This is a genomic window from Pseudoxanthomonas sp. Soil82 (assembly GCF_040446535.1).
Taxonomy (GTDB): domain Bacteria; phylum Pseudomonadota; class Gammaproteobacteria; order Xanthomonadales; family Xanthomonadaceae; genus Pseudoxanthomonas; species Pseudoxanthomonas kaohsiungensis.
This window is the reverse complement of sequence record NZ_JBEAAK010000003.1, coordinates 126,262-150,552: the sequence shown is the minus strand read 5'-3', so window position 1 is coordinate 150,552 and position 24,291 is coordinate 126,262. Positions and strand designations below refer to the sequence as shown.

Genomic DNA, 24,291 nt, shown 5'->3' with positions numbered 1-24,291 from the left:
CGGGGGTTACCTCCTGAAAGCGGCTGCGGAGCCGGCCACCACGCGCGCGGCGCCGGCGGCCGCCTCGGCGCCGGTGCGCGCGGCGATGCCGGCGATCGCATCGACCGCGCGGCCGATGGTCGGGCCGTTGGCGATCGCGGCGATCTTGGCCGCATAGGAAGGATCGGTCGCATAGCCGGCGTTCTGAAGGGCCTGGGCGAAGCGCCTGACGTCGCCACCGGACTGCAGCGCCTGGCGGTAGCGCGGGTTGTTCTTCAGCATCCGCACGTAGTCGGCGAAGCTTTCGGCGGGCGAGGCATAGGCGCGGAACTCGGCTTTCTCGCTTACCCGCACGCCGTTGACGTACTCGTGGGTGCCGCTGCTGACCCGCTCGCCCTTCCAGCCGGTGGCCTTGATCCCGAACAGGTTGTGCGCGCTGTCGCCGTCGCCGCGCTGGATCTGCTTGCGGCCCCAGCCGGTCTCCAGCGCCGCCTGCGCGACCAGGGCGCGGGCGTCGACGCCGAGTTCGCGGGCCGCGGCCTGGGCGTGGTGCCAGATCTTGGCCACGAACTGTTCCGGGCTGCGCGGGGCGAAGCCGGCGGCGGCCTCGGTCGCGGCCGCGGCATCGGCTGCCGGCACCGCCGCGCCGGTGGCCTGCACCTGCGCACCGGCCATCAGCCGGGCGACCAGCGCATCCAGCGGCGAGGCCTGCGCCGCGGCCGCAGAGCCCGGCTCGCGGCCGGCGATCACGTCCAGTGCGCGATCGATCTCGGGGGTCGAGCCGGCGTCCGGCAGGCCCGCGGTGGTCGCCGCGCCGGCCTGGCGTGCATAGGCCAGCGCCGCCGCCGCGGCGCGGGTCGGGCCCGCGGCCGGGTCCAGGCGGGTGTCGAGCGCGGGCGCGGCATCGGCCGCCAGTCCGGACTGGCGGCCGAGCTGGCGCGCGATCATCGGCGCCAGGCCCAGGCCCTTGCCGTCGGTCAGCGCCTTGGCCAGCTGCTGGTCGTACATGTCGCGGAAGGTCTGGTTCTCGCCGGGGAACAGCGAGTCGCCGAAGCTGGCATCGCGCATGCTCCTGACCAGCAGCTGCGCGAACTGGCCCTCGAGCTGGCGCGCGACATGGTCGATGCGCGCCGCGTCGGCCTTCTGCGGGCCGGCGGCCAGTTCGATCGGCGAGGGCGAGCCGATGCGCATCAGATCACTTCCAGCTCCGCGCGCAGCGCGCCGGCCTGGCGCAGCGCTTCCAGGATCGCGATCAGGTCGCCGGGGGCGGCGCCGACCTCGTTCACTGCGCGCACGATCTCGTCCAGGGTGGTGCCACCCTCGAACTTGAACATGCGGCTGCCTTCCTGCGAGGTGCTCACGGTGGAGGAGGGCGCGACCACGGTCTGGCCGCCGCCGAAGGCATTGGGCTGGCTGACATCGACCGATTCGGCGATGGTCACGGTGAGCGCGCCGTGGGCCACGGCGGCGGGCATCACCCGCACCTGCGAGCCGATCACGACCGTGCCCGTGCGTGCGTTGACGATGACCTTGGCCGGCGCAGAACCCGGCGTCAGCTCCAGGTTCTCGACCCGGGCCAGGAAGCCGATCCGCGCACCGGGATCGGCCGGGGCCGCCACCGAGACGGTGACGCCGTCGACCGCGCGCGCGGCGCCGGCGCCGAAGGCGTTGTTGAGCGCATCGACCATCCGCGAGACGGTGGTGAAATCGTTGCGATGCAGGTTCAGGGTGATGTCGCCGCCGCCGTCCAGCGCGCTCGGCACCGCGCGCTCGACCGTGGCGCCGTTGGGGACGCGGCCGACGCTGGGGATGTTCACCGACACCCGCGAGCCGTCCTTGCCCTGCGCGCCGAAACCGCCGACCACCAGGTTGCCCTGGGCGATCGCGTAGACCTGGCCGTCGGCGCCCTTGAGCGGGGCCATCAGCAGCGAACCGCCGCGCAGCGAGACCGCGTTGCCGATCGAGGACACGGTGATGTCGATGGTCTGGCCGGGCTTGGCGAACGGCGGCAGCTCGGCATGGATCGCCACGGCGGCCACGTTCTTCAGCTGCGGGTTGACGTTGGCCGGGACGTTGACGCCCAGCTCGCCGAGCATGTTCTTCAGGCTCTGCACGGTGAACGGCGCCTGGCTGGTGCGGTCGCCGCTGTTGTCCAGGCCCACGACCAGGCCGTAGCCGACCAGTGCGTTGCCGCGCACGCCGCCGACCTGGGCCAGGTCCTTGATCCGTTCGGCATGGGCCGGGGCGATGGCCGCGGCCAGCAATGCCAGCGCACCGAGCACGGCGCCGATCCGGCGCTTCGTTGCGGAAGATCGCCGGTCCCGGGGCGGGACGGGGACGCGGAGCTGGCGAATGATGCGCATGGCCTTGCCTCAGTACGGGTACAGGCGGGTGTTGAAGAACCGGCCCAGCCAGCCCATCGCATTGGACTGGGCGATGGCGCCGCGGCCGCCGTAGACGATGCGTGCCTCGCCGACCTTGCTGGAGGGCACGGTGTTGTTCGGGGCGATGTCGGCCGGGCGCACGATGCCCTGGATCTGGACCAGCTCGTCGCCCTGGTTCAGGCGCATGTTCTTCTGGCCCTGGACCACCAGGTTGCCGTTGGGCAGGCGCTGGATCACGGTGACGGTCACGCTGCCCTGGAGGCGGTTGCTCTGGCTGCTCTTGCCCTGGCCATCGAAATCGCGCTCGCCGCTGGCGGTCGCCGACAGGATGTCGCGGCCGTTGTAGGTGACCGGCGCGCCGAAGATCTCCGGCGCGGCGATGCCGATCTCGCTGTTCTTGGCGACCTGGGTGCTGGCGCTGGTCTGGGCGGTGGTCGATTCGACCAGGGTGATCGTGACCATGTCGCCGACGTCGCGGGCGACGCGGTCGGCATACAGCGACAGGCCGGGGCCGGCCTGGTAGATCGCGCCCGGAGTGGCCGCCGCGACCGGCGCGACGACCGGGACGATCGGCGCCATCGCCGGGTACGGCCGGACATCGCCGGCGGCGACGCAACCGCCCAGCAGCAGCACGGCGGGCAGGGCGGCGAGGGAAGGGGTCAGGCGCTTGTTCACGGTATGTCTCCTGCGGCGCGGCGGGCGCGCGCGTCAGACGTTGGTGTTGAGATAGCCGAGCATCGAGTCGGTGGTGGAGATGGCCTTGGCGTTCATTTCGTAGGCGCGCTGGGTCTCGATCATGCTCACCAGTTCCTCGACCACGTTGACGTTGCTGCCCTCCAGCGCACCCTGCTCGAGCAGGCCCAGGCCGTTGAGGCCGGGCGTGCCGTTCTGCGCCGGGCCCGACGCGGTGGTTTCCACGTACAGGTTCTCGCCGCGGGCCTGCAGGCCGGCGGGGTTGATGAAGTCGGTCACGGTCAGCGAACCCACCTCCAGCGACTGGCCTTCACCGGCCATCTGCACGGTCACCGTGCCGTCGTTGCCGATGGTCAGCGACTGCGCGCCTTCGGGGATCTGGATGCCCGGCTGCACCGGGTAGCCGCTGCTGGTGACCAGTTCGCCCTGGGCGTTGACCTGGAAACTGCCGTCGCGGGTGTAGGCGGGGCTGCCGTCGGGCATCAGCACTTCGAAGAAGCCGCGGCCGTTGATCATCACGTCCAGCGAGCGCCCGGTCTGCTGCGGGTTGCCCTGCTGGAAGTCCTTGGAGGTGGAGACCACGCGCACGCCGGTGCCCAGCTGCAGGCCGGACGGGAGCTGGGTCTGCGCCGAGGTCGAGCCACCGGGCTGGCGCAGTTGCTGGTACAGCAGGTCTTCGAAGTTGGCGCGGTCGCGCTTGAAGCCGGTGGTGTTGGTGTTGGCCAGGTTGTTGGACACCACCGACATGCGCGTCTGCTGCGCGTCCAAGCCGGTCTTGGCGACCCAGAGTGCCTGATTCATGACGCGTGACCTCGATAGGGACGGATTGACGCCGGGGTAGATGCATGCGGCGTGCCAGAACGGCGGCAGCGCGGGAAGCGGGGGGCTGATCCGGGCGTGCACCATCCCGGCGGGGAGCCGCTCCCGGTGCACGCTAGGCAGAACAGATCGGCTCCGGTGGATGCCGCGCCGTTGCAGGGGTGGCGGAACAGCGTCGGCTCGGTGGGAGCCGCGCCGGGCCGGGGGTGTCGTGGCCGCTCGGGCGTACATCCCTGTACGCACTCGCTACCGCGGCCATCCATGGCCGCTGCCACGACACCCCCGACCCGACGCGTCTTCGGGATGCTTTGCGGTCGTCGCTTCGACCGCGGAGCCGTGCTGGCTCCTCACGCGGTGCCATCGGTACCGGTGCCGGCCTGGGGTTTCTGTAGGGTCGCCACCCGTGCGTTCGCGCAGGCGAAGCGATGGCCCGCTCCCGATCGAAGCTACGACCCGTAAGCCGCCCGAGGACGTCGTGGCCCGGGGGTATGACGCCAGTGGCACATGGATGTGCCACGACCCGAGTACGGACAGGACGTCCGCCCGAGGGGGGCGCCATACCCCCGGGTCACGGCGGCCCCTTCCGGAACCGATGGTTTTGGCCTCTGGACGTCACCGCCGCTCCAGGACCGATGGTCGGCTTGCACGTCACGGCCGCTCCAGGCCTGTTGGCTCCAGCTCGTACGTCCAGGCAGCCGTGGCTCAAGGTCGTGGCGGTAGCCGGCGCCATTCGCGCCGGTCACTACTAGTCGGCCTCAGCCGCCCAGCCTCAGCAGTGAATTGGCCGCCTGCGCGTTGTCGTCGCCGCGGCTGATCACCTTGACCTGCATCTCGAACTGGCGCTGCAGCTGGATCATCTGCACCAGCGCGCCGGCCGCATCGACGTTGCTCTGCTCGAGCGCGCCGGTGGCCATCACCGGACCGGCCGCCTGTGCCAGCGGCCGCTGCGGATCCGTATTGCGCATCAGCCCGTCCAGCCCGCGCGCGAGCCGGTCGGGCGTGGCCTCGACCACGCGCAGCCGGCCGACCATGGCCATCGTATCGGCGCCTTCGCCCAGCGGCACGATCGAGATCGTGCCGTCCTGGCCGATCTCCAGCGCCTGGTGCGGGGGCAGGGTGACCGGGTTGCCCTGGTCGTCCACCAGCGGATGGCCGCCGCCGGTGACCAGCTGGCCGTTCGGCGTGAGCGACAGGTTTCCGGCGCGGGTGTAGGCCTCGCCGCCATCAGGGGCCTGCACCGCGAGCCAGCGGTCGGCCTGCAGCGAGACGTCCAGCGGATTGCCGGTCACCTGCTGTGCGCCGGCCAGGGCATTGAAACCCTGGTCGATGTGCATGGCCGCCGTGCGCGAGGCATGGCCGGCGCCGCGCACCGGGAACGCCTCGGTGTTGGCGAGCGCGGCCTTGAAACCGGCGGTATCGGCGTTGGCCAGGTTGTGCGAGACCGTGCCCTGCGCCTGCAGCGTGGCGCGGGCGCCGGTCATGGCGATGTAGAGGGCCTTGTCCATGCATCAGCTCCGTCGGTGCGATCCGCGTCAGCGGATGTTGATCACCGTCTGGGTGGCCTGGTCCTGGGTGGAGATCATCTGCGCGTTGGCCTGGAAGTTGCGCTGGGCCACGATCATGTTCACCAACTGCTCGGTCAGGTCGACCGTGGACGACTCCAGCGCGCCGGCCTGGATCTGGCCGAAGTCCGAGCTGTCCGGCGCGCCGGTGCGCGGCGTGCCCGAGGCGTAGGTCGCGCCCCACTGGTTGTTGCCCTGCGACTGCAGGCCCTGCGGGTTGACGAAGTTGGTCAGCGCGACCTGGCCCAGGGCGACGTCGTCGCCGTTGGTGTAGCGGGCGAACACGACGCCGTCCTCGGCGACGCTGATCTCGCTGAGCTTGCCGGCCGCGTAGCCGTCCTGGCGCACGTCGCGCAGGGCGAAGGTGCTGCCGTACTGCGTGCTGCCGCTCATGTCCAGGGTCATGTTCAGCACGCCGGCGCCGGTGGCCGGGGTGAACGGATCCATCGTGATCTGGCCGCTGGCCGGGCTGGTCAGGGTGCCGCTGCCGGAGAACTGCAGCGTGGTCGGCGCGCCGACCGAGGTGCCGTCGACGTAGTTGTGCACCTGCCACTCGTTCGGGTTGGCCGTCTTGACGAAGTACGAGGTCTGCACGTGGCTCACGCCCAGCGAGTCGTACACGGTGACGCCGCCGCTGGAGGCGTTGTAGCTGTTCGGGTCGGCCGGGTCGAACGGGCTGGTCACCGGCGGCGAGGCGTTGCCGGGCAGGGTCACCATCAGGTTGACCAGACCGGTCTGCGCCGGCGGGCTGTCGGTGGTCAGCAGCTGCAGGTCGCTGAGGCGGCCGACGTCGAAGCCGGCACCGCCGGCGTTGGGCGCGAACACCTGCAGGCGCGCGCCATCGGGCGTGACCACGTAGCCCTGGTTGTCGGTCTGGAAGTTGCCGGCGCGGGTGTACAGCGTGTTGCCGTTCTTGTTGACCGTGAAGAAGCCCTCGCCGTCGATGGCGAAGTCCAGGCTGCGCCCGGTCGGGTCGATGTTGCCCTGCGAGAACTGCTGGGCGACGTTGCTGACCTTCACGCCGGCGCCGATCGCGTTGCGCGACAGGCCGTAGGTCGTGTACGAGAACAGGTCGGCGAACTCGGCGCGCGATTCCTTGAACCCGGTCGTGTTGACGTTGGCGATGTTGTTGGCGGTGACGTTGAGGTCGGAATTGGCCGCGTTGATGCCGGACAGCGAGGTATTGAAGCTCATGGCGGACTCCTGCGTGAGTCTTGCGTAACGTTCGGGTGGATGGCTCAGCTGACGCGGAGCACGTAATCGAGCGGGACGGTGCCCAGCCCGGGCAGGTCCAGGTACAACCCGTCGCTGCCGACGGTGACGCTGTCGACGGTGCCCTTGACGTAGGTGTCGACCTTGCCGGTCGTGCCGTCGGCGGCGGCATGGCTGGCGCTCACGCCGTAGCTGCCGGGGGGCAGCCGGTCGCCCAGCGCGTCGGTGCCGTCCCAGTTGAACGCCACTTCGCCGGCCTTGGAGGCGGCGACGCTGAACTCGTGGACCTTCTGGCCGTTGGCGTCGGAGATGGTGAAGGTCACGGTGCCCGCGCCCGGTGCGGCGACCACGCCGCTGGCCCCGCCCTCGGCGCCCAGCGCCAGCTTCGACGACGGCACCAGCACCTGGTGCCCGACCAGCGCCGCGCCGCGCAGCACCTGGTCGTTGCCCAGCGCGCTGGAGAAGTTCTGCACCTGGCTGTTGAGGTCCTGGATGCCCTGGACCGTGGAGAACTGCGCCAGCTGGCCGAGGAAGGCGCTGTTCTCCATCGGCTTGAGCGGATCCTGGTGTTGCAGCTGTTCGGTCATCAGGCGCAGGAAATCGGCCTGGCCCAGCGACTCTTCCTTCTTGGTAGTGGAACTTCCGCCCGCGCCGGTCAGGCCCAGGCTGGAGTAGATGTCGGAAGCGATCGTGCTCATGTGCGGGTTCCTCAGCGGCCCATGGTCAGGGTGGCCAGGGCCAGTTCCTTGGCGGTGGTGATCACCTCGACGCCCGCCTGGTAGCTGCGCGAGGCCGAGATCAGGTTGACCATCTGCGCCACCGGATCCACGTCCGGCGAGAACACGTAGCCGTCCGCGTCGGCCAGCGGGTGGCCCGGTTCGTAGCGGCGCACTGGCGGTGCCTCGCTCTGTGCGATCTCGCGCACGCGCACGCCGGTCAGCGCCGGGTCGGTGCCGCTGGCCTGGGCCTGGAACACCGGCTCCAGCGGCTTGTAGACCGCCTCGGGCGAGCCGGCCACCGAATCGGCGTTGGCCAGGTTGCTGGCGATCGTGCTCAGGCGCACCGACTGCGCCTGCAGCGCGGATCCGGCGATGTCGAATATCGGCAGGTTGCTCATGGCGGCATGCTCTCCTTGGGCCGGACTACTGGCCGGTGATCGCGGTGAGCAGGGTGCGCACCTTGGATTCGAGGAAGCTCAGCGACGCGCGGTACTCCAGCGCGGCACGGCCGTAGGCGGCACGCTCGGCATCCGGGTCGACGGTGTTGCCGTCCAGGCTGGGCTGGCTGGCCTGGCGGGCAAACTGGAACGGCGCCTGCCCGGTGGCGATCGCGTCGGACAGGTGGCCCTCGCGGGTCGCGGCCAGGCCGGCGCCATTGCCCGGCAGGCCTTCGCGCTGCAGCCGCGCCGCGTCCAGCGCGGCATTGAAGTCGATGTCCTGGGCCCGGTAGCCGGGGGTGTCGGCATTGGCCAGGTTGCTGGCGATCAGCTTCATCCGCTGCTCGCGCAACGGCAGGGCATCGGCGTGGAGCCCCATGTAGGACGTGATCGGGTTGGACATGCTGCCTCCGGACGGACCTTTGCCGTCACACAGGCAAGCGGCGTGCCAGAAGCCGCGGCGGGAGCGCCGTCAGGCGGCGCGGGCGACCTGCTGCAGGCGCGCCAGGACGTGTTCGGCCAGCTCGTGCGGGCTGTACTTGGCCACGAACGCGTTGGCGCCCACCCGCTCGACCATCGCGTTGTTGAACACCCCGGACAGCGAGGTGTGCAGCAGCACGTAGAGTCCGGCCAGGCCGGGGTGGCGACGGATTTCCGTCGTCAGGGTGTAGCCGTCCATCGCCGGCATCTCGATGTCGGAGATGACCATGGCGTAGCGCTGGGCCGGGTTCTCGCCGCCGGCGTGCACCTGCAGGAGGTGGTCCAGCGCCTGGCGGCCGTCGGACAGCAGGGTGACGCCGACCCCCAGCTGGTCCAGCACGCTGCGGATCTGCTGCCGGGCCACGCGCGAGTCGTCCACCACCAGCACCTGCAGCGGCGGGCTGCCGGCGGGCAGCGCCATCGCCGGGTCCAGGGTCGCGTCCATCCGCGCCTGGGTGATGTCGGCCAGCACGCTTTCCACGTCGATCACCTGGATCAGCGCGTCCTGGAACCGGGTGACCGCGGTCAGGTAGCTGCTCTGCGAGCCCAGGTCCGGCGGCGGGTGGATGTCTTCCACCGCGATGTTGACGATCCGCTCCACGTCGCTGACCAGGAAGCCCTGGACCGAGCGGTTGAATTCGGTGACCACCAGGTAGTGGGTGCCGTCGCTCACCGCGGCCGGATCGTGCTCGGGGTGGCCGATCGCCTGGCCCAGGTCCAGCACCGGCACCGAGCGCCCGCGCACGTCGGCCACGCCGGCGAACTGCGCCGGCAGGCCCGGCAGCTGGAACAGCGGCGGCCGGCGCAGGACCTCCTGCACCTTGAACACGTTCACCCCGAACAGCTGCCGGCCGCCGAGCCGGAACAGCAGCAGCGCCAGGCGGTTGTGGCCGGCCAGCCGGGTGCGCTGGTCGATGCGGTTGAGCAGGTTGTGCGACATGCCCCCGGTATCGGCGTTGGCCGGCGAGGCTTGAGCGCGGCCGCGGCACGGTGCTTGCATGGGCCCCGCCCAGTTTCCACCGGCGAGGCCGCCATGCTCCTGCTGCGCCCCATGCTCATGTTCCTGCTCGCGCTGCCGATGACGGTGGCGCTGGCCGCGACCGGCTTCGAGCCGGTGGAATCGATCCGCGCGGCCGCGCTGCAGGCGGTACCCGGGGGACAGGCGGAAGCAAGCCTGGATCCCGCGCTGCGCATGCCGGCCTGCGGCCAGGCGCTCGAGGCCCGGCAGGCGACGGCCGGAACGGTCGAAGTGTCCTGTCCGCAAGGCTGGCGGCTGTTCGTGCCGGTGAAGGTACGGCGCAGCCAGCCGGTGGTCGTGCTGGTCCGGGGCGTGGCCGCGGGCGAGGCGATCCCGGCCGATGCGGTGGCCACCGAGGCGCGCGACACCTCGCGCATCGCCGGTGCGGCGCTGGCCGACGTGTCCCAGGCCGCCGGCCAGGTCGCGCGGCGGACATTGCCGGCAGGCACCGTCCTGTCGGCCGGCGACCTGGCCGCGCCACGGCTGGTCCGCCGCGGCGACGCGGTGGCGCTGGTATCGCGGCGCGGCGGGGTGGAGGTCCGGGTATCCGGACGCGCCCTCGGCGATGCCGGCGAGAACGAGCGGGTCGCGGTGGAGAACCTGTCCACCCGCCGCGTCCTGCAGGGCCGGGTCGGGCCGGGCGGGGACGTCGTCGTCAGCCGCTGAACCGACCTGCGAAAAAATTTCCGGAACGGCCCTAAAGTTCCCTCCCGACCCAGCCGATACCCCGGCGTACCCCGTAAAGGACTCATCGCCATGAGCCACAAGATCGAAGGCACCCCGCCCCCCGCCGTGCGCAGCACCGGCCCCGTGGGCGGCCGCGTCGCCCCCGCCGGCGCCGATCGCTCGTCCCCGGTCGAAGCCGCCCAGGCCGGCGACAGCCTGCGCCTGACCGGCGAAGCGACCAGCCTGCAGGCCCTGCAGCGCGAACTGTCGACCGCCCCGGCCATCGACCAGGCCCGGGTGGCCGAGGTCAGGCAGGCGCTGGAGTCGGGCAGCTACCGCATCGACCCGGCGAAGATCGCCGAGCGCATGCTGGACCTGGACAAGCAGCTGGGCGGCTGATCCATGGACGCCGTCGCCAGCGACGAAGCGCTCGACCGGCTCGCCGCCGCGCTGGCCGACGAGCGCCGCGCACTGCTCGAACACGATATCGAGCTGCTGGTGCGATCGACCCGCGACAAGCTCGAATCGCTGCGCCACCTCGAGGCCGACCTCCCCAGCGGGCGTGGCGAGCGGCTGGCCGAGCTGGCCGAGGCCAACCGCAGCAATGGCGCGCTGCTGGCCCGCCGCCGGCGCGAGGTGAACTGGGCGCTGCGCCACCTCGGTCGCGCCGAGAGCGCCCCGGCCTACGATGCCCAGGGCCAGGCCCAGCAGCTGCAGCCGCGCCGCGACCTCGCCGTCGCCTGAACCCGGCCGCCGCGCGCGCCCGCAGCACGCGGCAGGCACCGGCTAGAATCGCCCTCCAGAACCGGATGCCGCCGGAGCGCGTGCCATCGCCGTGACCAACACACCTGCAGCCACCGTCCTGCCCTCCCTGCAGACCATCCAGGGGCTGGCCGGGCGCATGTTCGAGGGCATCCTGCTGTACGACGGTGCCAGCCGGCTGGTCTACGCCAACGCCGCCGCGCACAAGCTGTGCGGGGAATGCTATCCGCGCGACCTGTCCAGCGGCCTGACCCTGCAGCAGCTGCTGCCCGGCGACGCCCTGGCGCAGGCGCGCGCGGAGGGCCGCTGGAGCGGCCACCTGTCCTTCGGCGGCGACGCGATCCTGATGGTGCACGTCTACTTCGGCGCCGAGCATGGCGAGCACTTCCTGGTGCTGATGCAGGACCTGCGGCAGGTCCGCTTCCACGACCAGGAACTGGTGCGCCGGCACGCCGAGCTCAACGTGCGCCTGACCGCCGCGCAGGAGAAGCTGCTGCAGTCGGAGAAGCTGGCCTCGATCGGCCAGCTGGCCGCCGGCGTGGCGCACGAGATCAACAACCCGATCGGCTACGTCCACTCGAACCTGGGCAGCCTGCAGGAGTACCTGCACAGCCTGTTCGCGCTGATCGAGGCCTACGAACGCGCGCTGCGCTCGCCCGATCCGCGCGCGATGATCCCGGAGATCGACCAGACCCGCGCCCGCCTGGACATCGATTTCATCAGCCGCGACCTGCCGCAGCTGATGACCGAATCGCGCGAGGGCATCGAACGGGTCACGCGGATCGTGCGCGACCTGAAGGACTTCTCGCGCAGCGAGCGCGACGAGTCGTGGAAGCTGGTGGACCTGCACGCCGGCCTGGAGTCGACCCTCAACATCATCTGGAACGAGCTCAAGTACAAGACCACGCTGGAGAAGCACTACGGTACGCTGCCGCCGGTGGAATGCCTGCCGTCCGAGCTCAACCAGGTGTTCATGAACATCCTGATCAATGCCGGCCAGGCGATCGGCGAGCGCGGCACGATCCGCGTGCAGACCGGCCACGACGGCGACCATGTGTGGGTGGAGATCGCCGACAGCGGGCCCGGGATCCCGCCGGAGGCGCAGGCCCGCATCTTCGATCCGTTCTTCACCACCAAGCCGGTGGGCAAGGGCACGGGGCTGGGCCTGTCGATCTCCTACGGCATCGTCGCCAAGCACCACGGCCGGATCGACGTGGACAGCCGCATCGGCGAGGGCTCGCGCTTCCGCATCGTGCTGCCGGTGCGGCAGCCGCAGGCCACGGTCGAGGCGGTCTAGGACCGACGCCCGCGCGGGGCTAGGGCGGGCCGGCCAGGGGCTGGCGTTCGCGGTGCGTGCGGAAGGCCTGGCGGATGTGCTCGCGCAGCTCGTCGTCGTTCCACGGCTTGGTCAGGAAGCGGTAGATCGCGCCGCGGTTGATCGCGTCGGTCACCGTGGCCAGGTCGGTGTAGCCGGACAGGACCATGCGCACGGTATCGGGGTAGAGCATCTTCACCCGGCCCAGGAATTCGGTGCCGCTCATGTCCGACATGCGCTGGTCGGACAGGATCACCTGGACCTCGTTGGTCGCCAGCAGGTCGAACGCATCGCGCACGTTGCCCGCCGCCAGGATCCGGTAGCCGTCGCGGCGGAACAGGCGCACCAGCGAGCGCAGCACGTTCTCCTCGTCGTCGACCAGCAGCAGGGTCTGGTCCTGCTTGCTGGCCGCGAACAGCTCCGGGCGCAGGTAGCGGCGGCGCAGGGTGGTGCTGGCCATGTCGGCGGGCATCGGCTCGCCGAACAGGTAGCCCTGGAACATGTCGCAGTCGCTGCGGCGCAGGTAGCCCAGCTGGGCCTCGGTCTCCACGCCGTTGGCCACGACCTTCATGTTGAGCTGGTGGCCCATGGCGATGATCGCGCGCACGATCGCCGCCTCGCGCTCGCCGGCGGGCGAGCTGCGGATGAAGCTGCGGTCGATCTTCAGCTTGTCGACCGGGTAGCGCACCAGCGAGCTGAGGCTCGAGTCGCCGGTGCCGAAGTTGTCCAGGGCCAGGCCCACGCCTTCGCGGCGCAGCGCCACCAGGCCCTCGTACACCGGGGTGACGTTGGCCGCCAGCGCGCTCTCGTTGATCTCCAGCACCAGCGACTCCGGCGGCACCCCGGCGCGCATCAGCAGCGCCAGCACTTCGTCGGGGAAGCCGGGCCGTTGCAACTGCAGCGTCGACACGTTCACCGTGACGAACAGGTCGTCGAAGCCCGATTCGCGCCACTGCCTGACCTGCTCGATCGCGTTCTCCAGCACCCAGCCGCCGATCTGCACGATCACGCCCAGGCGTTCGGCGGTCGGCATGAACCGCTCCGGCACCAGCATGCCCAGGCTCGGCGACTGCCAGCGCAGCAACGCCTCCATGCCGATCACGCGGCCGTCGCGGGCGCTGATTTCCGGCTGGAACCTCAGCCGCAGCTCGCCGTTCGGAACCGCGTCGACGATCTGCCGCGCGATCACGCTCTCGTTGTGGACGTTCTGCAGGCTCTGGCCGCCGTAGAACTGGATCCGCTCGTCGCTGTGGCCGACCTGGCGCGCGGCGATCTCCGCGTGGCGCAGCAGGGTGTCGGCGTCCTGGCCGTGCTCCGGGCAGCAGCTCACGCCCAGCTTGACCGTCAGGAACAGGGTGTAGGGCAGCACGCTAAGCGGCTGCTCGGCCTCGCGCTGCAGGTCCCGGGCCAGGTCGCTCGCGTCCGCACCGCCGGCCGGCAACGGGATCGCCGCCACGAATTCGTCGCTGCCGTGCCGCCACAGGTGGCCGCGGCCGTGCAGCCACGCTTCGAGCCGGCGCGCGAGCAGGTCCAGGGCCAGGTCGCCGACGGCCACGCTCATGTTCTCGTTGACCGAGGCGAAATGGTCGATGTCCAGGTGGACCACCATCAGCCGCGGGCCACCGGCGATCGCGTCCTCTACCAGGCGCTGTAGCACCGGGTGCCCGGCCCCGAGGCGGGCGGGCCCGGGCGTGGCGGACGGGGCGGGGTAGGGAAGGTGGCCGGACATCCAGGCGTCAGTCCGCGAGCTGCTGGTCGTACGGCAGGTCGAGTTCGATCCGGGTGCCGCGCCCGGGCAGGGCGTCGATGCGCAACTGCCCGCCCACGCCCTGCGCGCGCTCGCGCATGATCACCAGCCCCAGCCCCTGCGCCTGGGACGGCTCGAACCCGCGTCCGTCGTCCTCGATGCGCAGCTGGAGCCAGGCGCCGTCCACGTCGGCCAGGGCCACGCTGACATTGCGCGCGCCGGCGTGGCGCATCACGTTGGTCAGTCCCTCCTGCGCGATCCGGAAGCAGGCCTGCTCGACTTCCCGATGCGGCCGCTGGCGCAGCGGCTGGATGTCCAGCCGCAGGTGCACCGGCGAGTTGCGCAGGAGCACGCCGGCATGCCAGCGCAGCGCCGCTTCCAGGCCGAGTGCGTCCAGTTGCGGCGGGCGCAGCAGGGTGGAGAGGTTGCGCAGCTTGTCCAGCGTCGCGTCGGCCAGTCCGGCGAGCGCCTGCAGGTCCTCGAGCCGGCGGGCGCCGTCCTCCTCGCCCATGGCCGCGTGCGCGGACAGCTTCATCGCGGTGATCGCCTGGCCGATGTCGTCGTGCAGCTCGCGCGAGATCGCCCGGCGCTCGTCCTCCTGGGCGGTGAACAGCTGGTGGCCCATGGCCTGCAGTTCCTGGTTGCTGGCGGCCAGCGCGATGCGCATGCGCTCGGGCTCGCTCAGGTCCCGCACCACCAGCAGCTTGCAGTCCTGCCCGCCGTAGCGCGCGTTGCTGCAGGAAACCGATACCCGGAAGCAGCTGCCGTCGCCGCGGCGCATCCGTGGCGAGGGTTCGCTGCCGGTGCCGGCCAGCATGTACTCGCGCAGCGCCGGCAGGTCCTCTTCCAGGACCAGCGACGAAAGCGGCTCGCCGAGCAGCATCTCGGTGCGGCGCCCGAACAGGCCTGCGCAGGCGGGGTTGGCGTAGATCACGTGCTCGGCCGACAGCAGCATCACCCCGTCGGGCAGGATCCGCATCAGCTCGGCGAACTGCTGCTCGCGCTCGCCGAGCAGGCGCCGCGTCTGCTGCTCTTCGGTCACGTCCTGGGCGGTGCCGCGCAGGATCCAGCGGCGGTCCTCCTCGACCCGCTGCACGCGCACGCGCAGCAGGCGCTCCTGGCCGCCCGCGCCGAGGAACGGCAGCAGCACGTCCATCTTCTGCAGCTGCCCGGCGCCCAGCTCGTCGAGCATGTGTTCGAGCCGCGACTGGGTATCGGCGTTGGCCGCGACCAGCACCTCCTCCAGGGCCCGGGGCCGGTCGTCGTCGCCGGCCTGGTCGACCAGGCGCAGCAGGATCGGGCTGAAATGGCCGCGCCGGGTCCGCGCGTCGACCTCGAACGAGCCCAGGCGCGCCAGCCGCTGCGCCTCCTGCAGGCGGGACATGGCGTGTTCGCGCGAGCGCTGCGACTGCAGCTCGGCGGTGCGGTCGTGCATCACGATCAGGCGGATACGCTGGCCATCGGACAGGACCAGTTCCGAACTGCGCATCTCCACGTCGCGGAAGCTGCCATCGCTGGTGCGCAGGCGATCGATGCGCGCGCAGGGCTGGCCCGGAGCGGCCCGGATCGCGGCGATGCCCTCGTCGAAGTGGCCGCGGCTTTCGGCCGGCCAGAGCATGTGCAGTTCCATGCCGCGCAGCTCGCCGCGGGACCAGCCCAGGAATTCGCTCGCCGCCGGGTTGGCGTCCACGATCCGCAGCGACTCCGGATCGTAGGTCCACATCGGGCTGGTGTTGCACTCGAACATCTCGCGGTAGCGCGCTTCCGAGTCCGTGATCCGCCGCTGGGCCTCCAGCAGGCGCTCCACCAGCGGCCGCAGCAGCAGGTAGAGCAGCACGCCGGTGCCGACCATGTAGGCCACGCCCTTCCACATCTGCCAGCGGGTGATGGCCGCGGCGTCGTCGAACAGCGCGGCGGTGAGCTGGTCGCTGAACAGGATCCAGCAGATCCCCAGCAGGACGTACAGCAGCGGGATGCGCCAGACCAGGGCACGCGCCCGCGGCACGACCATCGGCCGCGGCGCCGGCCGCGCGGCGTCGCCTTCCATCGCTTGGTCCTGCTGCCGCATCCAATCCCCCTCTGCCTCGCCGGGCAAGCATATCAGTGCGCCAAGCGGTCACGTCGCGGGCCAGCCGCTCAAAAAACGCGGGCGTCGGCCGCTACCTGCATGACGGCCCGCTGCGGGCGATTGCATGGAGTGCTGGCGTGGATGCAGGGGCGATCGCGAGCCTGATGCAGCACCCGATCGAGAGTGCGCTTCTGGTGCTGGACCGCGACGGCATGCCGCTGGCCGCCAATCCGGCCGCGCAGGCGCTCGGCCTGCAGGCGTCGGCCGCGCGCTACGCGCCGGTGCTGCGCGACCTGCGCGAGCTCCTCGCCGACGGCCGCCTGCAGGCGGTGGCCTGCAGCCTGCCCGGGCCGCAGCGCCGGCTCGACGGCTGGCTGCGGGCGGTGCGGGCGCCGGAGGGCGGCGTGCTCGCCTACACCCTGGGGATTCCCGACCCGGAGGATTCCGGCCGCTGGCAGGTGGCGCTGGACAGCGCCGGGCACGGACTGTGGGACTGGGACATCGCCGCCAACCGCATCTTCCGCTCCGAGAGCTGGCTGGCGATGCTCGGCTACACCGCCGACGACGTTCCCGACGCGAACCTGGAATCGGCGCTGGCCCTGGTCCATCCGGACGACATCGAGCGGGTGCGGGCCGCGGTCCGCGCGCACCTGGAAGGCCACAGCCCCATGTACGCCGGCGAACACCGGGTACGCCACGCCGACGGCAGCTGGCGCTGGGTCCGCGACAGCGGCCGGGTGGTGTCCTGGTCGGCCGACGGCCGGCCGCTGCGGATGGTCGGCACGCACACCGCCATCGACGCGCAGAAGCAGCTCGAGGGCGAGCTGCGCAAGCAGCAGGCGCTGCTCGAGGAGATCCAGCGGCTGGCGGCGATGGTGCCCTGGTCCTGGGATCCGGAGACCGACACCGGCTGGTGGCCCGATGACCTCTATCGCCTGACCGGCCACCCGCGCCAGGAGGGCGATTCGGCGCGCGCCTGGCTGCGGCGGATGCCGCGGCCCGCCGCCAGCGCGCTGCGCCGGGCCTGGCGCCGGATGCGCCGCGATGGCCAGCCGGTGCAGTTCGACCTGGTGCTCGACGGCCCGCAAGGCGAGCCGCTGCAGGTCCTGGCCTGGGCCCGGCCGGAGCTCGACGCCGGCGGCCACATCGTGCGCGTACTCGGGCAGCTGCAGGACGTGACCGGCCAGCGCCGCGCCGATGCGCTGCTGCGCTGGCGCACCGAGCTGCTCGACCGGGTGTCATCGCTGGGCCACATCGGCGGCTGCGAGATCGAGCCGGTCAGCCGGCGGGTGCAGTGGACCGAGGAGTGCTACCGGATCCACGGCATGCCGCACGGCCCGCTCACCCTGGACGATGCGCTGTCGCTGTACACCCGCGACTCGCGCGAGGCGTTCGAGGGCGCCCTGCGCCGGCTGGCCGCCGGCGGCGCGCCCGAGCAGCTGGAGCTGTGCTTCTACCGCCACAGCGGCCAGCGCGTCTGGGTGCAGGTGATGGTGGAGATGGACCGGCGCGAGGGCATGGTGCCGCGGCTGGTCGCCCTGTACCGCGACATCACCCGCGAGCGCGAGACCAGCGAGCGGATCGAACTGCTGTCCCACTACGACCTGTTGACCGGCCTCCCCAACCGCTTCCTGCTGCGTGCGCAGACCGAGGAGGCGATCCTCGCCAGCCACGACCGCGCCGGCAGCGGCCTGGCGCTGCTGCTGCTGGACCTGGACGGCTTCAAGGGCATCAACGATTCCTTCGGCCACGCCGCCGGCGATGCCATGCTCAAGGCCGCGGCGGGGCGCATGCACCACGCGCTGGGCAGCGGCGAGCTGTTCGGGCGGCTGGGTGGCGACGAGTTCCTGGTGGTGATGCGCGGCCCGGCCGATCCGGCGATGGCCGAGGACCTGGCGCGGCGGCTGATCGCGGTGCTGGCCGAACCATTGGCGTTCGGCAGCGAACAGCTCAAGGTCGGCGCCAGCGTGGGCATCGCCCTGCTCGGTCGCGACGGGCGCGCGTTCGACGACCTGCTGCGCGCGGCCCACGCCGCCCTGCACGCGGCGCGCGAGCAGGGCCGCAACAGTTGCCAACTGCACAACGAGGACATCCAGCGGCACGCCCGTCGCCGCCTCGAGATCGAGCACTCCCTGCGCGGTGCGCTGGAGCGCGAGGAATTCAGCCTGGTCTACCAGCCGCAGGTCAGCCTGCGCGACGGCCAGGCGCCGGGCGTGGAAGCCCTGTTGCGCTGGCACAGGCCGGCCGGCGCCTGCCATCCCGGGGAGTTCATTCCCGTCGCCGAGCAGTGCGGCGAGATCGTCCGCCTCGGCGACTGGGTGATCGCGCAGGCCTGCCGCCAGGCGGTGGCCTGGCACGCCGCCGGGCTGGACTTCGGCCGGATCGCGGTTAACGTCTCGGGCGTGCAGCTGCGCGACCGCGGCTTCGCCGAGCGCGTGGTGACGCTGTGCCAGCGCGCCGGCTGGCCCCCGGGCAGGCTGGAGCTGGAGCTGACCGAATCGGCGCTGATCGTCGACAGCGACAGCCTGCGCCACTGCTTCTCGGTTTTCGAACGCCACGGCGTGCAACTGGCGGTGGACGACTTCGGCACCGGCTTCTCCAACCTGCAGTACCTGAACCGGTTCCCGGTACAGCGCCTGAAGATCGACCGCAGCTTCGTCACCGACATGCTGCGCGATGCCAATGCCGGCGAAGTCACCCAGGCAATCATCCACCTCGGCCATGCGCTGGGCATGCGGGTGGTCGCCGAGGGCGTGGAGACGCTGGAGGAGCAGGCGCAGCTGGCGCGCTGGGGCTGCGACGAGATCCAGGGCTACCTCTACACCCGGCCGCTGCCGCCGCGCGAGCTGGCGCAATGGCTGCGGCAGCTGTCCATCGAGCCTATGTCAGGCGCCTGGATCCCGGGACTGGCCGGCCGCAACCTCTGAGGGCGGCACACGCCGGCAAGCGCCGGCAGCGCCGCAAGCGGTAGCGGCCTGGCCACCTTCGCAGCGCAACGGCCACAGGGTCATTGACGCCCCGGTGCGCCCGCATCGCCCCGCAACGCCGACGATTCGCCGCATCGCGGGCACGCTTGCCGAAGCCGGCGGGCGCTCCGTACGCCTCGCCTGGACCCCGATGTGCGCAGCGGCGTCACCGGGTGCCGCAGCTTGAGGAGTCCGACAGGCAGGCGATGGCGCATGGCGTGCGCGCGAACCTGTCCACACCCGTGGACGCTTTCGATCGTCCTGACGACCGGTCCGGCGGGGTGGGGAGTGCGTCGCAAGCCCACGATCCGGGTCGAGCCCACGATCCGGGTCGCATGCGCCTCGACAGGAGCAGGACGCCTCGCGCCATGCGGTCAGCCAGGTGCGCTCGCGCTGCCGGCGATACTCCATCCCCTCGGGCACGCGTGTCCGGGGTTCAACCACGCCGGATCCTGTCCGCTCAGCGCGGCGGCGTACCGAGGTCCCAGTGGATGCACGCCAGCAGGGTGTCGTCCTGCTCGCGTCCGGCGCCGAGCAGGGGCCGGGCGGCCGACAGCTCCTGCAACGCGAGATGTTCCAGGCGCGCCAGGGCGGCCTTGTCCACCGGCTTGCCGGGGTCGGCGGTGGACGTGTCCGCCGCCTGTCGCGCCGATGCCAGCTGATCCTCGTCCATGACAGCCTCGCTGCGGATACAGGCGAAGGCCCCGGCGTGCGGCCGGGGCCTGGAAGCGGTCCATCCGGACCGCGACCGCATCACCGCCGGTGCGGTGCTCAGAACAGCTCGACCGTACCGGCGCCCATGGTCTGCTGTGCGACCGGCTTGTGCGGCGGCGCTTCCCATTCGCCGCGCAGGTCGCGCAGGCGCTGGCCCAGGCGTTGCAGGGCGCGCAGCAGGTCTTCGTCGCCGGCGCCGTTGCTGCGGTGGAGCAGGTCCTGCAGGGCCAGGGCTTCGCGGTTGATCGCGTCGAGCCGGTCCAGGTGCACGTGCGCTCCGCCCAGCGCCTGGGTGGCGATGTCCTCGAACTGCAGGGCGCGCACGGCCTCGGCGACTGAGCCGTCGATGGCGCGGCCGCACTCGGAGATCTCGCGCATGCCGTCGCCCAGGGAACTGTTGATCGCGGCCACGTTCTGCAGCATCTGCGCGGCCTCGGCACGCGCTTCGCGCGAGCGGTCCAGGTCGCGGGAGGCCATCTGGGTGACGGTCTCGCGCACCTTGGCGATGGCGTCCTTGGAGCTGTGCGCCAGCTTGCGGATCTGTTCGTTGAAGGTGGTCGAGCGTTCCGACAGGTTGCGCACCTCGTCGGCGACCACCGCGAAGCCGCGCCCGGCCTCGCCGGCCCGGGCCGCTTCGATGGCCGCGTTCAGCGCCAGCAGGTTGGTCTGGTCGGCGATCGACTTGACGTCCTCCAGCAGGGCGAAGATGCCGTCCAGGTGCTGCGCCATCTGGTCGATGTGCTGCACGGTGACCGTGCTCTGGCCGGCGACCTGTTCCAGCGCCTCCACCAGCTGCTCCATGCGCGAGCTGGCGTGCTGGGCGAAGCGGGCCACGTCGACCCCGCCGCTGCCGTCCTGGTCGGCGATGATCCGGGCCATGGCCGTACCCTGCTGGCGCGACTTGCGGTTCATCGCGTCGAAGCTGGCGCCGAGCCCGGCGACGGCCTGCCGGATCAGGTCGCGGGCACGCTCCACTTCCTGGCGGGAACCATCGATCTCCTTGCCGACGAAGCTGCGCAGCTCGGCGAGCAGTTGTTCCTGCTCGCGCATCACGCGCTGGTGCTCCGGCGATTGCGTCGCCAGTCCGCTACCGCGCAGCAGCAGCCAGGCGGCGAAGCCGAACCAGCTCAGGGTGAGCGTGGTGAGGATCGCCCAGCGTACCGGTGTCGGCCAGTCGAAGCCGAAGGCAAGGGGGGCGAGGAGGGTCAGCGCCAGCGGCGCGGCCATACGGATTAGCAAGCGGGAGTCCATGGGCGATCTCTGCGGAACCACGTGAGCAGTATCGGCCGCCCACCCGGTGCCTTTAGCCGCCTTGCCGCCCGGCCTTGGACCCGCTACGCCGGTCCATGGCTTGCGTCGCCGCGCAAGCGCCGCAGCAGGGGACGCCGCTCAACCCAGGTGACGGGCCACCGACTCGACCATCGCCCGGCGCGCGAACAGGAACTGCCACTGGCTGCCGCCCAGCTGACGCCAGAGCAGGGCCGAACGCACCGCGGCCAGCAACAGCGCGCGGATCTCCGAGACCACGCCGGCCTGGCCCAGGTAGTGCGGATTACCCTGGACCATGATCCGCGGCCGCAGGTGGCTGATGGTGTCGGCGTACAGGCCGCCCAGCGCCGCCAGCACCTCGGGGTGGCCGCAGCCGAGCGATGCGGCCTGCGCCGACAGCGCATCGAGGCCGTTGCCGACCGCGGCCAGGGTGTTGGGTTCGCCCGAGAAGCGCCGTTCCAGCTGCAGCGTGGCCAGCGCCAGGCGCGGCAGCAGCGGGTCTTCGCTGCGATTGGAGAGGTAATCCCCCAGCGCACGCAGCCCCGGCTCCAGCACGCGCGCGCCGTCGCCGTAGACCTCGGCGGCCGACCCGGCGTCGATCCGGAACACGCTCTCCAGCACGGGGAGGGCGGCGGCATCCTGGCTCTGTCCGGTTTCGGCGATGCGGCGTACCTGTTGCAGCGCCTGGGCCAGGCCGGCCAGGGCCAGCACGCGGTCGTCGTAGGAAAAGTTCATGCGCGGCATTCTAACCGGGCATCTCCCGCGCCTGCGGCGGAGGGGCCCCTCGCAGCACACGATTCGCGGGCGAGCCGTGCGCCGGCATCGCGATGGCCTCAACCGGCCGACGAGGCTCGCTCGCGGGCGAACCCGGCGCCTAAGAAGCTGGCGTGGGTGCGTCCGTGGCTTCGATCACCGCGCCACCCAGGCAGGCCGGCCCGTCGTACAGCACCAGCGACTGGCCCGGCGTGGCCGCGCGTTGCGGGCGCTCGAAGCGGACCTGGAGCGTGCCATCGTCCTGGACCTGCACCTGGCAGGGCTCCGCGTGCTGGCGGTAGCGCACCTGGGCGGTGCATTCGAAGCTGGAGGCGGGTGGGGCGCCTTCGACCCAGTGCATCGGCTCGCTCCGCAGCACGGACGAAAGCAGCCAGGGACTGTCGCGGTCCTGGTCCACGTACAGGACATTGCGCGCCACGTCCTTGCCGACCACGTACCAGGGCGCGGCCGCACGGCCTCGGACGCCGCCGATGGCCAGGCCTTCGCGCTGGCCCAGGGTGAAATAGAACACGCCGGGATGCTCGCCGACCCTGACCCCCCGGGGGTCGCGGATCTCGCCGGGCTGCGCCGGCAGGTAGCGACCCAGGAACTCGCGGAAGTCGCGCTCGCCGATGAAGCAGATGCCGGTGGAGTCCTTCTTCGCATGCGTCGGCAGGCCGGCGTCGCGCGCGATCTGCCGCACCTGGGCCTTGGGCAGGTGGCCGATCGGGAACAGGGTCGCGGCCAGTTGCGCCTGGCCGAGCTGGTGCAGGAAGTAGCTCTGGTCCTTGTCGCGGTCGGCGCCGCGCAGCAGCCGCCAGCGTCCGCGCTCGCGGGCGACCTGGGCGTAATGCCCGGTGGCGATGCGCTCGGCGCCCAGCGCGCGGGCCGCGTCCAGGAAATGCTTGAACTTCACCTCGCGGTTGCACAGCACGTCCGGGTTCGGGGTGCGCCCGGCGGCGTATTCGGCCAGGAAGTGCTCGAACACCCCGGCCCAGTATTCCTTCGAGAAGTCGCGGAAGTGGAACGGGATGCCGATCCGCCCGCACACCGCGACCGCGTCGCGCCGGTCCTCTTCTGCGCGGCAGTCGCCGCTGCCGTCGTCGTCCCAGTTCTGCATGAACAGTCCCGCCAGCGGCTCCCCGGCCTGGGCCAGCAGCCAGGCGGCGACCGACGAGTCGACCCCGCCGGACACCCCGACCATGGTGCGTATGGCGGTCACAGCGCCTGCACCAGCGACAGCGGATGGCGCTGCCCGCCCAGCCAGTCGGCGGCCACCCGCCAGACCAGCGGGCTGCGGTGCTGGGCCGTGCGTGCGCGCAGTTCGGCGGGGGCCAGCCACACGGCGCGCTCGATGCCTTCGTCCAGCGGCCGCGACGGGTCGTGGGCCAGCGCCTGCCCGGCGAAGGCGAAGCGCAGGTATTGCTGGCCACCGGGGGCCGTCCACTGGTAGCTGCCCACGAACGCTTCCAGGCGGACCTGCCAGCCGGTTTCCTCCAGGGTCTCGCGCACGGCGGCCTCGACCAGGCTCTCGCCCGGTTCCAGGTGGCCGGCCGGCTGGTTCAGCACCAGCTGGCCGTCGATCCTTTCCTCGACCAGCAGCAGCCGGCCCTCGAGCGCGACCACGGTGGCCACGGTCACGTCCGGGTGCCAGGCCTGGCCGGGCAGGGTGGCGACCATGCTCAGAACTCGTCGCTGTCGGGATCGCCGGCCAGCTCCCGCTCCATCTCGTCCGCGCTGGTGACCGCCGCGCCGATCGCCTGGTCCAGTGCCTCGGCATCGATGCCGGCGTCGACCTTCACTACCAGCACGGCGAAACCGGCATTGTTCACCCAGGCGCCGAGCTTGAGCGCATGGGAGGCCTCCAGCAGCCGGTTGGCGACCGGACCGGGGAAAGCGCCCGCATCGACCCGGTAGGCCGGCGACCAGATCTCGCGCACGCGATGCAGGCCGTAGGTTTCCACGCCGGACCGGATGAAGACCATCTGGGTGCGCCCGCCGTCGAGCGCCATGACCATCTTGTAATCGCCGTCCTCGTCCAGTTCGTACTCGTAGCCCAGCTCCTCCAGCAGCGGCGCGATCGAGGGATCGGCCTTGGACGCCGCCTGGCCGGCGCCGTGCGCCCCCAGCGAAGCGAAGGCGAAAAGGCAGGCACAGGCGAGGCGGTATGGCGACATGGGCTCTGGCGGGAGGCGCGCGCGTGCGCGGGTCGCAGCCATTGTCCGGCAGCCGGCGCGATCGAGTCCATCGCGGAGGCGCCCGTATAATCGGGGCATGCCCCACACCCCACGACACGAACACGAGCACGGCGCGCTGGTCGATCCCGGCAAGCCGGAAGTCGCTCCGCCGCCGATGTACCAGGTGGTCCTCCTCAACGACGACTACACCCCGATGGACTTCGTGGTGGCGGTCCTGCAGCAGTTCTTCAGCCTGGACCTGGAGCAGGCCACCCAGGTCATGCTCCACGTCCATACCCGCGGGCGCGGCGTCTGCGGGGTCTTCACGCGCGAAGTGGCCGAATCCAAGGTGGCCCAGGTCAACGAGTTCTCGCGGATGAACCAGCACCCGCTGCTTTGCACCATGGAGAAGGCCTGACCCCGGGATGGCGCCTCGCCTGGGCAGGGGCCAAGGCCGGCCGCCCGGGCCATGCCGCCGGCTGAACGCTGCGATCCGCCGGCACTGTGGAATTCCGGACGACAGGCCGCATATTGTTGGCATCTCACGGAGT

The 24,291-nt window shown here is 71.4% G+C and carries 24 protein-coding genes; 6 read left to right on the top strand and 18 right to left on the bottom strand.

Annotation, left to right across the window (positions count from 1 at the left end; all coding sequences use genetic code 11):
- Positions 1-6 precede the first annotated feature (6 nt).
- From flgJ to ABKA19_RS09620, 10 genes are all read right to left on the bottom strand, one after another.
- Positions 7-1,170, bottom strand: a complete 1,164-nt coding sequence (gene flgJ / locus ABKA19_RS09665; protein ID WP_353688717.1) for a flagellar assembly peptidoglycan hydrolase FlgJ — start codon at positions 1,168-1,170, stop codon at positions 7-9.
- Positions 1,170-2,342 carry a flagellar basal body P-ring protein FlgI gene (locus tag ABKA19_RS09660; protein ID WP_353688716.1) on the bottom strand — a complete coding sequence of 391 codons (1,173 nt, stop codon included), beginning with the start codon at positions 2,340-2,342 and terminating at the stop codon, positions 1,170-1,172. Before ABKA19_RS09660 ends, flgJ begins: the two co-directional genes overlap by 1 nt.
- A gap of 9 nt (positions 2,343-2,351) precedes the next feature.
- On the bottom strand, positions 2,352-3,038 hold the full coding sequence (gene flgH / locus ABKA19_RS09655; RefSeq protein ID WP_162375357.1) for a flagellar basal body L-ring protein FlgH: 687 nt from the start codon (positions 3,036-3,038) through the stop codon (positions 2,352-2,354).
- 33 nt (positions 3,039-3,071) lie between these two features.
- A complete protein-coding gene (gene flgG, locus ABKA19_RS09650) occupies positions 3,072-3,857 on the bottom strand; it encodes a flagellar basal-body rod protein FlgG (protein ID WP_162375358.1) in 786 nt (261 codons plus the stop codon).
- A gap of 773 nt (positions 3,858-4,630) precedes the next feature.
- On the bottom strand, positions 4,631-5,380 hold the full coding sequence (locus tag ABKA19_RS09645; protein ID WP_353688715.1) for a flagellar basal body rod protein FlgF: 750 nt from the start codon (positions 5,378-5,380) through the stop codon (positions 4,631-4,633).
- Between the two features lie 27 nt (positions 5,381-5,407).
- Positions 5,408-6,631 carry a flagellar hook protein FlgE gene (flgE, locus tag ABKA19_RS09640; RefSeq protein WP_353688714.1) on the bottom strand — a complete coding sequence of 408 codons (1,224 nt, stop codon included), beginning with the start codon at positions 6,629-6,631 and terminating at the stop codon, positions 5,408-5,410.
- A 44-nt stretch (positions 6,632-6,675) separates the two neighbouring features.
- Positions 6,676-7,347 (bottom strand): flagellar hook capping FlgD N-terminal domain-containing protein, encoded by a 672-nt coding sequence (locus ABKA19_RS09635; protein ID WP_353688713.1) that lies wholly within the window; start codon positions 7,345-7,347, stop codon positions 6,676-6,678.
- Between the two features lie 11 nt (positions 7,348-7,358).
- A complete protein-coding gene (gene flgC / locus ABKA19_RS09630; protein ID WP_162375362.1) occupies positions 7,359-7,766 on the bottom strand; it encodes a flagellar basal body rod protein FlgC in 408 nt (135 codons plus the stop codon).
- Between the two features lie 25 nt (positions 7,767-7,791).
- On the bottom strand, positions 7,792-8,208 hold the full coding sequence (flgB, locus tag ABKA19_RS09625; RefSeq protein WP_353688712.1) for a flagellar basal body rod protein FlgB: 417 nt from the start codon (positions 8,206-8,208) through the stop codon (positions 7,792-7,794).
- Between the two features lie 69 nt (positions 8,209-8,277).
- Positions 8,278-9,225 carry a chemotaxis protein gene (locus tag ABKA19_RS09620; protein ID WP_162375364.1) on the bottom strand — a complete coding sequence of 316 codons (948 nt, stop codon included), beginning with the start codon at positions 9,223-9,225 and terminating at the stop codon, positions 8,278-8,280.
- A 111-nt stretch (positions 9,226-9,336) separates the two neighbouring features.
- Between ABKA19_RS09620 and flgA the strand changes: the two genes are divergently transcribed.
- From flgA to ABKA19_RS09600, 4 genes are all read left to right on the top strand, one after another.
- On the top strand, positions 9,337-9,969 hold the full coding sequence (gene flgA, locus ABKA19_RS09615; RefSeq protein ID WP_353688999.1) for a flagellar basal body P-ring formation chaperone FlgA: 633 nt from the start codon (positions 9,337-9,339) through the stop codon (positions 9,967-9,969).
- Between the two features lie 90 nt (positions 9,970-10,059).
- A complete protein-coding gene (flgM, locus tag ABKA19_RS09610) occupies positions 10,060-10,368 on the top strand; it encodes a flagellar biosynthesis anti-sigma factor FlgM (protein WP_162375365.1) in 309 nt (102 codons plus the stop codon).
- A gap of 3 nt (positions 10,369-10,371) precedes the next feature.
- On the top strand, positions 10,372-10,713 hold the full coding sequence (locus ABKA19_RS09605) for a flagellar protein FlgN (protein WP_162375366.1): 342 nt from the start codon (positions 10,372-10,374) through the stop codon (positions 10,711-10,713).
- An 85-nt stretch (positions 10,714-10,798) separates the two neighbouring features.
- The gene (locus ABKA19_RS09600; RefSeq protein ID WP_502945773.1) at positions 10,799-12,028 is read left to right on the top strand and encodes an ATP-binding protein; all 1,230 of its coding nucleotides are present in this window, start codon (positions 10,799-10,801) and stop codon (positions 12,026-12,028) included.
- A gap of 19 nt (positions 12,029-12,047) precedes the next feature.
- Here ABKA19_RS09600 and ABKA19_RS09595 read toward each other — a convergent pair whose 3' ends face one another.
- Together ABKA19_RS09595 and ABKA19_RS09590 are read right to left on the bottom strand one after the other, a co-directional pair.
- The gene (locus ABKA19_RS09595; protein ID WP_353688711.1) at positions 12,048-13,775 is read right to left on the bottom strand and encodes an EAL domain-containing protein; all 1,728 of its coding nucleotides are present in this window, start codon (positions 13,773-13,775) and stop codon (positions 12,048-12,050) included.
- Positions 13,776-13,782: 7 nt separating this feature from the next.
- Positions 13,783-15,840 carry a sensor histidine kinase gene (locus ABKA19_RS09590; protein WP_353688710.1) on the bottom strand — a complete coding sequence of 686 codons (2,058 nt, stop codon included), beginning with the start codon at positions 15,838-15,840 and terminating at the stop codon, positions 13,783-13,785.
- Positions 15,841-15,998: 158 nt separating this feature from the next.
- On the opposite strand from ABKA19_RS09590, the gene ABKA19_RS09585 reads away from it, so the two are divergent.
- Positions 15,999-18,788, top strand: a complete 2,790-nt coding sequence (locus tag ABKA19_RS09585; protein ID WP_353688709.1) for a bifunctional diguanylate cyclase/phosphodiesterase — start codon at positions 15,999-16,001, stop codon at positions 18,786-18,788.
- 499 nt (positions 18,789-19,287) lie between these two features.
- On the opposite strand, the gene ABKA19_RS09580 is transcribed toward ABKA19_RS09585, so the two are convergent.
- From ABKA19_RS09580 to ABKA19_RS09555, 6 genes are all read right to left on the bottom strand, one after another.
- Positions 19,288-19,500 carry a hypothetical protein gene (locus tag ABKA19_RS09580; RefSeq protein WP_353688708.1) on the bottom strand — a complete coding sequence of 71 codons (213 nt, stop codon included), beginning with the start codon at positions 19,498-19,500 and terminating at the stop codon, positions 19,288-19,290.
- A gap of 98 nt (positions 19,501-19,598) precedes the next feature.
- Positions 19,599-20,792, bottom strand: coding sequence for a methyl-accepting chemotaxis protein (locus ABKA19_RS09575; protein ID WP_353688707.1), 1,194 nt, complete (start codon positions 20,790-20,792; stop codon positions 19,599-19,601).
- 138 nt (positions 20,793-20,930) lie between these two features.
- Positions 20,931-21,545 carry a high frequency lysogenization protein HflD gene (gene hflD, locus ABKA19_RS09570; RefSeq protein ID WP_353688706.1) on the bottom strand — a complete coding sequence of 205 codons (615 nt, stop codon included), beginning with the start codon at positions 21,543-21,545 and terminating at the stop codon, positions 20,931-20,933.
- Between the two features lie 139 nt (positions 21,546-21,684).
- A complete protein-coding gene (gene mnmA / locus ABKA19_RS09565; protein ID WP_502945772.1) occupies positions 21,685-22,767 on the bottom strand; it encodes a tRNA 2-thiouridine(34) synthase MnmA in 1,083 nt (360 codons plus the stop codon).
- A 14-nt stretch (positions 22,768-22,781) separates the two neighbouring features.
- Positions 22,782-23,243, bottom strand: coding sequence for an NUDIX hydrolase (locus ABKA19_RS09560; RefSeq protein WP_162375374.1), 462 nt, complete (start codon positions 23,241-23,243; stop codon positions 22,782-22,784).
- Positions 23,244-23,245: 2 nt separating this feature from the next.
- Entirely contained in the window at positions 23,246-23,740 is a 495-nt protein-coding gene (locus ABKA19_RS09555; RefSeq protein WP_353688704.1) for a YbjN domain-containing protein, read from the bottom strand.
- A gap of 97 nt (positions 23,741-23,837) precedes the next feature.
- On the opposite strand from ABKA19_RS09555, the gene clpS reads away from it, so the two are divergent.
- Positions 23,838-24,158: an ATP-dependent Clp protease adapter ClpS gene (gene clpS / locus ABKA19_RS09550; protein ID WP_162375376.1), complete on the top strand. Its 321-nt coding sequence runs from the start codon at positions 23,838-23,840 to the stop codon at positions 24,156-24,158.
- Positions 24,159-24,291 lie beyond the last annotated feature (133 nt).